We start from the raw sequence: 12,784 nt of genomic DNA, 5'->3' as shown, positions 1-12,784 counted from the left end.
AGTTCAAACCATTTATTGTTTCTGCAAGAATTACCTTAGTCCAAAATCAACCTACAAAGCAGGAAAAATGTAGAAACATATTCAAAGCATCTCTACATTATTTTTCCATCTATTATTTAATAAAATCTTAAGCTTTAACAACTTCAGCTTTTTTAACAGGAATATAAGGTTTTTCTGCACCTTGCGCTAAATACTCTTCAACTTGAGATTCGATTTGTTCGCGGACAATTTGACGGTACTCAAGAAAATGTTCGTTATGAGCGCAAGAAGATAAATAATGTTCCAAAACTGCGGGATTATGCTTGAGAATACCGAATAAATGATGCCAAAATTTCCACCTAGTTTCGCGCTTAACACCTTGTCGCCAAACAATAGTCGCAAATGCTTTAACAATCTTCCATTCTGGTGCTTTTGCAGGTGCTTTCCAACTCGGTTTACCCATCATCAAGAAACAGCGATAGGTACGGTCTAAATAAGCAGTTGGGTCATATAAAGCACAAAATGCTTCAATATATTCCCTGGCAATATCTTCTAAAGGACGAGTGGGAATAAAATTCATCAACGTGGTTTGGTTAATGTTTCCGTCTTTAGATTCGCGCATTCTTCCTTCTTTCTCTAAACGATGCCACAATGCAGTATTCGGTAATGCTTGCAGCATCGCAAAAGTTGTTGAGGGAATCGCTGCTTGCTCTGCAAAAGCGACAATGCGAGATCCAGCACCAGATTTTTCCCCATCGAAGCCAATGATAAACCCAGCCATCGGACGCAAACCCGCTTTGATAATATCTTGCACGGATTCAACCAGCGAGTTACGGGTATTTTGAAACTTCTTTGTTAGCTGCAAACTATCTTCATCTGGTGTCTCAATACCCAAAAATACCGCAGCAAAACCAGACTCAACCATCAATTCCATCAATTCTGGGTCTTGTGCTAAATCGACTGAGGCTTCAGTATCAAAACGGAATGGATATTCGTGTTCTTTCATCCATACTTTTAACTCTCTGAGCAACAGTTTAACGTTGCGCTTGTTGCCAATAAAGTTATCATCCACCATGAATATACCACCGCGCCAACCCAATTCATACAAACAATCTAGTTCGGCTAAAAGTTGTTCTGGGGATTTGGTTCGGGGTTTGCGTCCGTAAAGCACAATAATGTCGCAGAATTCGCATTGAAACGGACAACCCCGAGAAAACTGTACCGACATCATGTCGTAAGCATCTCTTTCCAATAAGTCGAAACGAGGGATTGGTGTTGCGGTGACATCTGGTTTTTCTGTAGCGCGAAATACACCGCTTGTTTGACCAGTTTGTACAGCTTCTACAAACATTGGTAAGGTAATTTCCCCTTCATCAAGAATGAGAAAATCTGCTCCAGCTTTCTGAGCTTCTGCTGGTACGGAAGTTGGATATGGACCACCAACAGCAACTAATTTACCGCGTTGTTTTGCAGCTTTTATCTGATTTACTAAATCCTCTTTTTGCACAATCATTGCAGATAAAATCACCATATCTGCCCATTCCCATTCTGCTTCTGTCACCGAGCGAATATTACGGTCTACTAATTTAAATTCCCACTCTTGAGGCAAAATTGCGGCTACTGTAGCTAAACCTAAAGGTGGTAATAAGACTTTTTTATCTACTAGCTCCAAAATTTTTTCATACGACCAAAAAGTTTTTGGAAATAAAGGATAAATTAATAAAACTCGCATTGCTCTCTACTCCCCCACAGTATTTTCTACTGACTAAGTTTTTCGTCGAAATTTGACTATTTCGGGACTGATGTACAGATTCATGTATTTGTTTTTACAAATATTATTATGCCTGCGATCGCAAGCTTTTTTAGCTCTCATGAGAAAGGTAACAGCTATACTACGTAAGTATACAACTATTGTTGAGGATAAATTATTATATTTAAATTAAGTCTTCTCTATTTAAGGATTTGTGTTTATAAGAGGTGGAAAATAGGGTAAGAGAGCTAATTATATTGGCAGTTTGCTTCCTTTCTCGAAATTTGCGGAATCACTTGGTTAATTTCGGTCAGAAGTCAACTTAATTGTGTAATATTTGAAACTGTCTGAAATGCTTTGAAGATAGCCGTAAAAACTATAGCTTCTTTGCTGATGAAATAAGATTGTGCTTTTAGTCATTAACCAAAAGTATCATTGGGATAATAAAATATAAGGCGTTGCTGATTAAAAATATGAATAGCCCTCCAACCCCCAATTTTGGCAGGAGAAATGTATCTCAAAGCCCCCTAAAATTCGGGGATTGGGGGAGTTGCTTTTAGATACCAGAATAAATTCATATCGCTATGAGGCAGCGCCAAATATAAAATGTAGAATAAAACCGCAAACATATTTTTTCTTTTATGACTTTAGAACCCCACTCCGAACAAGATAAGTCACAATCAAATAGTAATAATCGCGATTCAGAAACAGAGAATGAAAAAATTCTATGTCCTCATTGCAAGCGCACGGCAACAAATGGCATTAAGTGCAAAGGGATTTGTGTAGCTGATGATGATTATTAGCGATCAAGAAACAAGGATAGGTAATCAAATCATATTAGTCACTTTTACAAAAGTGGATTGGTAATAAATATCAAAAGTGGCTATTGTAATCAACCACTGTCCAAATTACACTATTTTTAAGTTTAGATTCAGCGATTATCTAGAGGCTTAATATGCCCCATGTAGCCAAGATTTGCATCTATCCGATTAAATCCCTCGATTGGGTAGAAGTAATGCAAGCAAAGGTTTTGGAAAGCGGTGCCTTAGAAGGCGATAGCCCTAAAGGGCGACGCTTGTGGCGTATCGCCAATTTGCTATTTTTGACGAACAAGGTAAGTACGTTAATGCTAAGTGCTATGAAAAAATACATTTAATCAGGTCGAAATTTGATTTAGAAAATAAGATTATTTCGTTCAAAATTCAAGATAGCGATAGGCAAAAAAATTTTCATTTAGAATCTGAAAAACAGCATTTAGAAGCTTGGTTAAGTAACTTTTTTGGTTTTAATGTCAGATTGCAAGAAAATTTAATTACGGGCTTCCCGGATGATACAGTTTCACCGGGACCAACTATCGTTAGTACTGCTACTTTAAAAGAAGTTGCTTCCTGGTATTCAGAATTAAACGAAGAACATATCCGTCGTCGAATGCGTACTACTATCGAAATTGATGGAGTTCCGGCTTTTTGGGAGGATAGGCTATTTTCTGAAAGTAATAATGTTATTCCTTTTAAGGTTGGAAATCTGCAATTTATTGGAATAAATCCCTGTCAGCGGTGTGTTGTTCCAACTAGAAATGCAGTTACAGGAAAAATGGATTGCGATTTTCAGGAAATATTTATCAATAAACGTAGAGAAACTTTACCAGAATGGGTAAATAAATCTCGTTTCAATCATTATTATAAACTGACAGTTAATAGTAGATTAGCGAGTAAAAAATTTAAGAATCAATTGATTAAAATTGGTGATGAAGTTAGTTTGATGTGAAAAAATTGCAGAGTACCTACAGGGAAAATATACATACAGAAACTGTTAACATTTAATTAAAAACGAATGTATAACGAAATAAACCTTAATATTCGAGAAACAACTCCACAAGAAGATTCAGTGATTGCAGAACATTTTTATCAGATGTGGTTAGACATTGGAGTTGCTGAAAATTACATTAAACCGAACCACCGCAATCTGACTCAGGAATTTATCAAACAAGCTCGTCAAAACTTATTCTATAAAGGTTTTGTTGCAGAAGTTGACGACATAATCATAGGTTCTGCAAGCTGTCAGTTGTTTACTGGTTTATATCCACTAATCTTAGAAGAAGAATATCGTAAATACGGATATATTTGGGGTGTCTACGTTGCACCATCTCACCGTAGAAAAGGAATCGCCAAACAATTAACAAACGCTACAATTAAGCATTTAAAATCTATCAATTGTACAAAAGCTATTTTAAACGCTTCACCAGCAGGAAAACCCGTTTATGAAAATTTAGGCTTTTTACCAAGTAATGCAATGCAATTAAATCTAATTTAATTTACTCCAATTCCCGCTTTGTAGCAAATGACGTGTGACTTTTAGTAATTGAATCAATCACTACAATAAAAAAACCATGACTAGTTTAAACAACACAACGAACCAACAACTGACACCAAGCAAACGCAGCCAAATTAAAAGATTACCTAAACGCGGTAATTACGAAACTCAAGCTATTTACAATATTTTAGATGAAGCGTTAATTTGTCATGTTGGATTCACAGTAAACAATCAACCCTTTGTAATTCCTACTGCTTACGGAAGAGTAGATGACAAACTATATATTCATGGTTCACCAGCAAGTAGAATGTTGCGTACTTTAAATCAGGGTATTGAAGTATGCGTTACGGTAACTTTATTAGATGGACTCGTATTAGCACGTTCTGCTTTCCATCATTCCATGAATTATCGTTCGGTAGTAATATTTGGTACTGCAATGCTAGTTACTGACACTGAAGAAAAATATGAAGCGCTGCGAGCCTTTACCGAACACGTTGTATCAAAACGTTGGCAAGAAGTACGCCAGCCACACAAGCAAGAATTGCAGGGAACAATGGTACTTTCTCTAACTCTGACAGAAGCATCAGCAAAGGTGCGTACTGGTAATCCTGTAGATGATGAAGCAGATTACGATTTACCAGTGTGGGCTGGTGTTTTACCATTGCAGATGCTTCCAGGTAAAGCTATTGATGATGAGCGTTTAATTGAGGGTATTGAAGTTCCAGATTATATAAAAAATTATGCTCGTCATAGCAGTACTAAATGATTCGTGAAATTATTATAAGTAATGCCGTCTTGGCACTCGGTCCATAAGGACACCCAGCCAAGACGGCACTACAGTTTCACATATTTAGTTCTTGACTTTCCCGCGCATTCTTTAAGGATACAGGAGGAATATTTCTACTACCTAGCGAACCCTAACGTATCGAGAGTTTACCCAGTATTCACCTTCAGGAGACTCAAGTTGGTACCATCCATTTCGCTGGTTCACAATGTTCACTGCCTGTCCGGAAGGCAGAGAACCAAGCTTTGTATATGAGATAGCAGGACCAGAGCGAACATTTAATCTAGTACGAACTTGAACAACTCCGGTTGCAGTTCCATTGCTAATCGCTTGGGTACTAACAAAACGACCACCCGTGCCGGAATAACCCATTGCTGCAAGGGTTCTAGGACCAGCAATACCATCTACTCTCAAACCATTCGCACGCTGAAATCTCATTACAGCAGTTCTGGTAATAGTGCCATAGTATCCAGTCGAAGAAACGCTCCGAGGGAAGTAACCTCTATTTCGGAGTTCTGTTTGTATAGCTCTAACGTTATAACCAGTTGTACCCTGCCTTAAAGTTAAAGCTTGTGCAGCGCTTGCAGCAGTAACAACTGAACCAACAATAGCAGCAGAAATAACAAATTTAGATAACTTTCCTAGTTTTTTCATTTTCAACATCCTCTGTTAATAAGCATTAATTAAAAATCGATTAAACCCGGTTTTATTGTTAGATATCTATCAAAACAACCGCGCTATACTTCATTTATATTGTTTATTTTATACTCTGTCCTCAGTATTAAAACTTAGCCAGAGAATATTTAAATAATTTGATTAATTTCATACTTTTTCGGCATTTTCACACAAGTATAGACAAACTTTATATTCTTAATTGCATGTTAATAGAAATGCACTCAAATATTTGCGTAGTAGAAGTAAAATTCTTTTTAATTAGTTGAACAAAACCTATAAAAATCGTATTAATACGTATGCTAATTTAAAACAATGTAGTATTTATTTTAATTTCACAAGACAATTACGGAGTTATTGACGTTCTAAGCTGCTGCGAGTTTCATTTGTATGTCAGACGCGGGCAGAATGCAATGGCCATTGTGTGAGGCTACAAGTAAAATTAATGCAATAATAATAATGATATTTTTGCGTACAAATGAACCTCACCCCCTTCCCCTCACTGACTAAAAAGAGGAGTGTCCGTAGGACGGGATGAGGTTAAATTTGTATTCCATTCAAATGAGAAGCGCTATATACTAGCGGCGATAGAGGTAGCAGCTAATACAGCCATTCTCTTGAGAATATTCTACGATGTCGTAGATTGAACTGGTTTACTCGCACTTCCAGAATTATTCACGCCTGCTAATTTATTCAATTTCTGGACTACAAAATCTGTATCTTTTGCATCATTAATCTGAGATAAATAACAATCCCGCATTGCTAAAACAAAACCTTTGATATTATCTTTGCCATTTTGATTAACTAAATCTTCAGCTTTCTTAAAGAATAAGGAACGCCATTTACTATCATTATTCCCGTAAATATCAACTGCATACAAAGCAGCTAAATATTCCGCTAATGGATCTAAACAAAAACGAATTTCATCTTTGGCGTAACCAATAGTTTGAATCAGATGCAAGCGGTTTTCTAAATATTCCAAGTGTGCTTCGGGTTCATCGATACCCAAAGCCTCTAAGGCATCAATAGCATTTACTAACTTTGCATTCCCCGGTTGAAAGCTTTGCTGCAAACATTCCCAAGCTATAGCTTTCATATCTTGATGTACTGTTCTATCATCAATCGTTTCGTCAGTGACATCTCGATTGACTTCGTTTAAATATCCCAGCATTAAACTAGGAACGTTTTCTGGCAAGGTATTTCCTTGCTGCTTTTGAGCATTTGCAATCAACTGCTCGGCATATAGTTTAGCCAGTAATACCGTAATATTACGCTCGCTAACCATTTCTGAAAGACGATTACAAGCATCAAAGAATTCTTTATCGGTGAATTCATCCCGTTTACCTCGCTGCATTAAATAAGCTTCCATAAATGAGGAAAGTTTATTTGCTTCAATTCTCAACGGTTTAATAGTTGTTTTATTTACTCGTCCCAACTTCTCTTCTAATCGCGAAGTAATCACCAAAGAATTTACCGAAAACTCCGGCGAATCTGGCTGAATGGCATCTCGTGTAGCTTGATTTAATTCTGAAAAACGGTCAACAATTACCAAAACGCGTTTCTTTCTTAACAAGGGTACCAGTAACTCTTCACAGATTGGATTCGGTTCGTCAATCAAAGCCTGTAATTGTCCGCGAATCGCTTCTAAAAGTGTTGATTTATCTTCAATTTCACGAAATTCTTCCTCTAAAAGCACGGGTAACATCAAATGTTCGCTCAATCTATCCTTTTCGTCTTCTGCCATTGCCCAGCGAGCGATTTGACAAGCTAAACTCGTTTTACCAATGCCACCTTCACCATTAATCAACAAGCAAGTACGCTGTTTGTTGAAAGTTGGGCGCAGATTTTCCGCAGATAGTTCCCCGATTGTATTACCTTCAAGAATTACAGGAATCGGAATATAAGTAGAGCGACTATTTACGGTATCTTTTTTCGGAAACTGCTCTCTTGCCGATTCAATATATTTTTTTACCCAAGCATCAAGCACTCTAGGATGATAATGAAACCAGCCGACAAATAACACGTATCTTAGCGGTACGTTAATACTAATCAGCGGTAGAGAAAAATCGGTGTAGGGTTTGAGCGCGTTATTAAGCTGTAGCAACCACAAAGGTTTGACTCGCAGGAGAATCAACCACAATAACGGTAGCAAAGTAACGTAAGCCGCAATTCCTAAAAATAGCTTGTGCTTGAGAACCCATTCCCGGCTTTTATCCAGCAAACGGCTATCCTTCTCCGTTTTAATTGCATTAAGGGGACGGCGAATTTTAGCAATTTCTTCTTGAGTAAATTTGTGCTTATCGTCTTCAAGAATATTAAGGACTTTATCAAAATCCGATATCAGTTTGGCTAGCTTTGAACTTGGAAGACTCGCTGCTTTATCCTGAAACCCAGCAGCTATATCACTCAAACCTTTGACTGCTGCATAACGTACATAAAATTGCTCGTCATCTAAAAGTTTAATTAAATTGGGAATTGCTTCAGATGCTTCGGTACCAATTGAACCCAAAGCATAAGCAGCATTCAACCGTACCCCGGCATTTTTATCTTGCAAAGCCCCCACCAATGCGGGAACAGCAACCTTTGCTTCCACACCAATTTTCCGCAAAGCTGAAGGAGCGTAAATTCGCACGTACTGTTCCTTATCCTGCAAAGCTGCCATCAAAGCTGGAACAGCCGGTTTTGCAGCTTCACCAATATTACCTAAAGCAATTGTGGCGTATAACCTTACCTGTGCATCATCATCTTGCAAAGCCTCAGTCAAAGCAGGTACCGCAGGTGCAGCTTCCGCACCCAAATCGCTCAAAACCGAAGCCGCACGCCAACGCAGGTTACTATCTTCATTTTTTAAAGCTTCAATCAGTGCCGATACTGCTGGAGAGCCAATATTTACCAAAGCATCAGCAGCATCAATAACACGAGTATTTTTATTTGCTAATTTTTCAATTAAAGGTTCAATCTTAGCATCAGAGGTAATTTGCGCCCAGCTATTACCGCTCCAGAGCAGCAACATGATTAGACACAAAACTGCCACTCGGAAAATTGAGAATAATCTTTGTTTGCGCTTTGTCATACCCAAAAAAGGACGACCTTACGTTGAAACTTAATCTATTGTAATCTAGTTAGCTTTTTAGCTGTAGATTAAGCATTCAAACATCCTCTCAAATCTAAACCCCAATCTACTAACTTAGCTTAAATAACTGAGGTTTTGTTAATATCTGCTGCCATTGAACGCACTTGTTATTAAAAGTTTATTGATACAATCTTGATGCATTAATATTAATCCTGATTGTTTGATAACAGAATCAAAATTATGTCTGAAAATAAAACAGTTAACCTACCAACTAACCAAAACTTTCCCAGAAACTTAAAGCCATAATAGTTAAAAACACTGAAGCATGATGTTATCAATCAAAGTTATATTCAAAACTCGTCATAAAAAGTGTGCAAGGCAAGGGGTGTATCTACCCATTTACTATGAATCAAGCACAAATCCCATCATGGCAAAATGTTCGTGCTACATTTCAACAAATTTGGGGCTATGAAGATTTTCGTTCACCTCAAGGGGAAATTGTCCAAAGTCTACTTGCGAAAAAAGATGCATTAATTATTATGCCTACCGGTGGAGGTAAATCAATTTGCTTCCAACTTCCCGCACTTTTACAAACTGGTTTAACTTTAGTGGTTTCTCCCTTAGTTGCACTAATGGAAAACCAAGTACAGGAATTAAAAGAACGAAAACTTTCCGCAGCACTAATACATAGCCAGTTATCTGTTTCTAAACGTCGTCAAACCCTACAAGCATTAGAAAGACAGCAGTTAAGATTACTTTACCTATCTCCAGAAACTTTGTTGAGTCCCCCAGTATGGGAAAGATTATCTCGCCCAGAACTCGAAATAAATGGCTTAATATTAGACGAAGCACATTGTTTAGTACAATGGGGCGATACATTTAGACCAGCATATCGAAGATTAGGGGCAGTCAGACCAGCGCTACTTAAGACAAAAAGAAGAGGAACAAAAATAGCGCTAGCCGCTTTTACTGCCACCGCCGACCCTTTAGCCCAAACTGTAATTTTAGAAACCTTACGATTACAGCAACCTGCTGTATTTAAGCTGAATCCTTATAGAAATAATCTTAACCCGAACGTCCGGATTATTTGGACTCCCCAAGGAAGACAGCAACAATTATTAAAGTTTATTCACAAAAATCAATATTCCTCGGGATTAGTCTACGTTCGCACGCGAAGAGATAGCGAGAATTTAGCGGCATGGTTGAGAGAAAAAGGTCATAAGACGGCTAGCTATCATGGTGGACTGGGTGCGGAAGAAAGACGCGAGATTGAAACTAGATGGTTAAATGGAAAAACACCCTTTGTGGTTTGTACCTCAGCTTTCGGTATGGGAATTAACAAGCCCGATGTGCGATGGGTGATTCACTTTCAAGCGCCGTTATTGTTGTCGGAATACGTTCAGGAAATTGGACGTGCTGGAAGAGACGGAAAACCAGCAGAAGCACTAACATTAATTAGCGAACCCACCGGATTTCTGAATCCAGAAGACAAACAAAGACAGAAATTTTTTGAAGAAAAGCTGCGAGAACAACAGCTTGCAGCAAAACAATTAATTAAAAAATTACCGCCTGCCGGAGAAGTCGAAGCTGTAGCGCAAAAACTTCCCGATGCCACTCTAGCCTTATCTTTGCTGCATAGTATGGGTAAATTAAAGTGGATTGACCCTTTTAATTACATTATTCAGGAAGATTCACAAAAGAAAAATAATCGCCGATCGCACCCCCGAAATCAAATGCAGCAGTATCTAAATACAAAAAAATGTCGCTGGCAATTTTTATTAAATGCCTTTGGATTTCAAAAAGAAGCGGCAAATCTAAGCTGCGGACATTGCGATAATTGTAAAAGTAGTTAGTTGTTGGTGGTTAGTTGTTAGCGATCGCTATACATACTTCCCAACTATCAACTAACAACTTTCACCCGGAGGGTGTGGATCATCAACTAACAACTAATTCAAAATTGCTGTAAAAAGCGCAAATCGCTGGCATAAACGCGGCGGATATCATCGAGTTGATGTAACACCATTGCAAAACGCTCTACGCCAAAACCCGCAGCAAATCCCGTGTATACTTCTGGATCGTAACCTACGGCTTTTAAAACATTAGGGTCTACCATACCGCAACCCATAACTTCTAACCAGCGTCCCTTCCACTTTAAATCCACTTCGGCTGAAGGTTCGGTAAATGGGAAGTAACTGGCTCGGAAGCGAATATCTTCTATTTCACCAAACATTGCTTCTAAAAACTCTTTGACGGTACCTTTTAAATCAGTAAAAGTTAATCCTTCGTCAACTGCTAAAAGTTCGAGTTGATGGAATACTGCTGAGTGAGTAGCGTCTACAGTATCTCTTCGATAAACTCGTCCCGGTGCAATAATCCGAATCGGTGGTTCGCTTTCTTCCATAAACCGAATTTGTACCGAAGAAGTATGAGTCCGCAACATATTTCCGTCGGGCAGATAGAAAGTATCCTGCATGTCGCGGGCTGGATGATCTGGGGGAGTATTGAGCGCTTCAAAATTATAATAATCGCTTTCCATTTCCGGGCCAGCAGCAACGGTATAACCCATACCCACAAAAATATCTAGCGCTCGGTCAATAACGCTATTTAACGGGTGAATCCGACCTTGGGGGCGAAACACTCCCGGCATAGTCACATCAATTGTTTCCGCTTCAATCTGCGCTTGGATTTTCGCAGTTTCCAAAGCAGCACGCTGCTTATCTAAATTATTTTGTAAAGCTTCCTTAACAACATTGGCGATCGCGCCAATTTTTGGTCTTTCTTCAGCGCTTAATTTTCCCATACCGCGCAGCAAAATACTTAACTGACCTTTCTTGCCTAGATAATTAACCCTGAGTCCTTCCAAGCTTTCCAAAGAATCAGCGTCAGTTATTGCTTTCTGGGCTTCAATACGTAATTCTTCTAATTGAGATTGTAAATCGCTAGTCATCAGTCATTAATTATTAGTTATCAGTTATCAGTCATCGGTTATTAGTTATTAGTCATTAGTGACCAGCAACCCAATAACTCACCCGCTTTTATAATGCCATTGATAAGTTAAAAATAGCTGGTTAAAGAGGAATTGGAAATTGAGCCGAACATAAAGGGGAGATAAAGAAGCAAGGAGACAAGGAAAATTTTAAACTTTAACCTTAATTACTTCTGACTCATAACTGGTAACTGCTAACTGCTAAATTGGCTTAGTGGTAGTTGAAAATAGCAATAATGAGATTATTAATTTCTAATGATGATGGTATTTACGCTAAGGGTGTACGTGCTTTAGCTAATACTATGGCAGAAGCCGGTCATGATGTGAATGTAGTCTGTCCGGATAGGGAACGTTCGGCAACAGGACATGGCTTGACTTTGCATCAACCGATTCGCGCCGAAATTGTAGAGTCGGTTTTTCACCCTAATATAAAGGCTTGGGCTTGTGATGGAACTCCTTCTGACTGCGTAAAATTAGCATTATGGGCTTTGCTAGATTCACCTCCAGAATTAGTTCTGGCTGGAATTAATCAAGGTGCGAATTTGGGGACGGAAATACTTTATTCTGGCACTGTTTCGGCAGCCATGGAAGGCTTGATTGAAGGTATTCCTAGCATTGCATTTAGCCTAACTAGTTATTCTTCGAGTAATTTTGAAGTTGCGGCTGATTTTGCCAAACTACTTGTTGAACAACTAACCAAAAAAGCAAAACTTGATTCGATATTACTTAACGTTAATATTCCCGCAGTCGAATCGTCGGAGATAAAAGGTGTGAAATTTACTCGTCAAGGAGTGCGGCGTTACGTTGATGTATTTGATAAACGAGTAGATCCACGGGGCAAAACTTATTATTGGTTAACAGGAGAAGTTCTTGAAGATGTAGAACCACCAGTTAATTATAATTTACCCGAAAATATACCTATTGATGTGAGTATTATACAAGATAATTATATCAGTATTACTCCCTTACATTATAACCTTACTTATGCAGATGGATTCAAACAGTTAGCCCAGAGTGAATTACAGTTTAAGTCAAATATTTGAAGTCAAAAAAAATAAGCTTTTTCGGAGGTTAAATGCATTACTGCAAAATATAGGTTATAAAGTAAAAACGTCTATAAAAAACATATAGACGTATATTCAAACTTATGAGTATAAGTTTAAAACAGACTCGCATTTATAAGCGAAAATACCCTTGAAAAGTATGTGCTGTGACCATTTAATTATC

Annotated in this window: 10 protein-coding genes; 6 read left to right on the top strand and 4 right to left on the bottom strand. The window is 38.2% G+C overall.

Annotated elements, in window-relative coordinates; translation table 11 throughout:
* Positions 1–127 precede the first annotated feature (127 nt).
* The gene (locus RIV7116_RS02520; RefSeq protein ID WP_015116693.1) at positions 128–1,711 is read right to left on the bottom strand and encodes a B12-binding domain-containing radical SAM protein; all 1,584 of its coding nucleotides are present in this window, start codon (positions 1,709–1,711) and stop codon (positions 128–130) included.
* 659 nt (positions 1,712–2,370) lie between these two features.
* Here RIV7116_RS02520 and RIV7116_RS36280 point away from each other — a divergent pair.
* The 4 genes from RIV7116_RS36280 to RIV7116_RS02505 all read left to right on the top strand — a co-directional run bounded on the left by RIV7116_RS36280 (position 2,371) and on the right by RIV7116_RS02505 (position 4,808).
* Positions 2,371–2,532, top strand: a complete 162-nt coding sequence (locus RIV7116_RS36280) for a hypothetical protein (protein ID WP_015116692.1) — start codon at positions 2,371–2,373, stop codon at positions 2,530–2,532.
* Positions 2,533–2,806: 274 nt separating this feature from the next.
* A complete protein-coding gene (locus RIV7116_RS02515) occupies positions 2,807–3,496 on the top strand; it encodes an MOSC domain-containing protein (protein WP_371261611.1) in 690 nt (229 codons plus the stop codon).
* 66 nt (positions 3,497–3,562) lie between these two features.
* Positions 3,563–4,042, top strand: a complete 480-nt coding sequence (locus RIV7116_RS02510; RefSeq protein ID WP_015116691.1) for a GNAT family N-acetyltransferase — start codon at positions 3,563–3,565, stop codon at positions 4,040–4,042.
* Positions 4,043–4,118: 76 nt separating this feature from the next.
* Positions 4,119–4,808 carry a pyridoxamine 5'-phosphate oxidase family protein gene (locus tag RIV7116_RS02505; RefSeq protein WP_015116690.1) on the top strand — a complete coding sequence of 230 codons (690 nt, stop codon included), beginning with the start codon at positions 4,119–4,121 and terminating at the stop codon, positions 4,806–4,808.
* 141 nt (positions 4,809–4,949) lie between these two features.
* On the opposite strand, the gene RIV7116_RS33600 is transcribed toward RIV7116_RS02505, so the two are convergent.
* Together RIV7116_RS33600 and RIV7116_RS02495 are read right to left on the bottom strand one after the other, a co-directional pair.
* Positions 4,950–5,480, bottom strand: coding sequence for a peptidoglycan-binding protein (locus RIV7116_RS33600; RefSeq protein ID WP_015116689.1), 531 nt, complete (start codon positions 5,478–5,480; stop codon positions 4,950–4,952).
* Between the two features lie 646 nt (positions 5,481–6,126).
* On the bottom strand, positions 6,127–8,571 hold the full coding sequence (locus RIV7116_RS02495) for a HEAT repeat domain-containing protein (protein WP_015116688.1): 2,445 nt from the start codon (positions 8,569–8,571) through the stop codon (positions 6,127–6,129).
* Between the two features lie 404 nt (positions 8,572–8,975).
* Between RIV7116_RS02495 and RIV7116_RS02490 the strand changes: the two genes are divergently transcribed.
* Entirely contained in the window at positions 8,976–10,424 is a 1,449-nt protein-coding gene (locus RIV7116_RS02490) for an ATP-dependent DNA helicase RecQ (RefSeq protein ID WP_015116687.1), read from the top strand.
* Positions 10,425–10,522: 98 nt separating this feature from the next.
* On the opposite strand, the gene pheS is transcribed toward RIV7116_RS02490, so the two are convergent.
* A complete protein-coding gene (gene pheS / locus RIV7116_RS02485; protein ID WP_015116686.1) occupies positions 10,523–11,518 on the bottom strand; it encodes a phenylalanine--tRNA ligase subunit alpha in 996 nt (331 codons plus the stop codon).
* A 275-nt stretch (positions 11,519–11,793) separates the two neighbouring features.
* Here pheS and surE point away from each other — a divergent pair, with 275 nt between their 5' ends.
* Positions 11,794–12,600 carry a 5'/3'-nucleotidase SurE gene (gene surE, locus RIV7116_RS02480; protein ID WP_015116685.1) on the top strand — a complete coding sequence of 269 codons (807 nt, stop codon included), beginning with the start codon at positions 11,794–11,796 and terminating at the stop codon, positions 12,598–12,600.
* The last annotated feature ends 184 nt before the right edge of the window (positions 12,601–12,784 follow it).

Origin of the sequence: Rivularia sp. PCC 7116 (assembly GCF_000316665.1) — a bacterium.
In the GTDB taxonomy this organism is placed as follows: domain Bacteria; phylum Cyanobacteriota; class Cyanobacteriia; order Cyanobacteriales; family Nostocaceae; genus Rivularia.
Note: the sequence above shows the minus strand (reverse complement) of the source record. Positions and strands in the feature narration are given on the sequence as shown.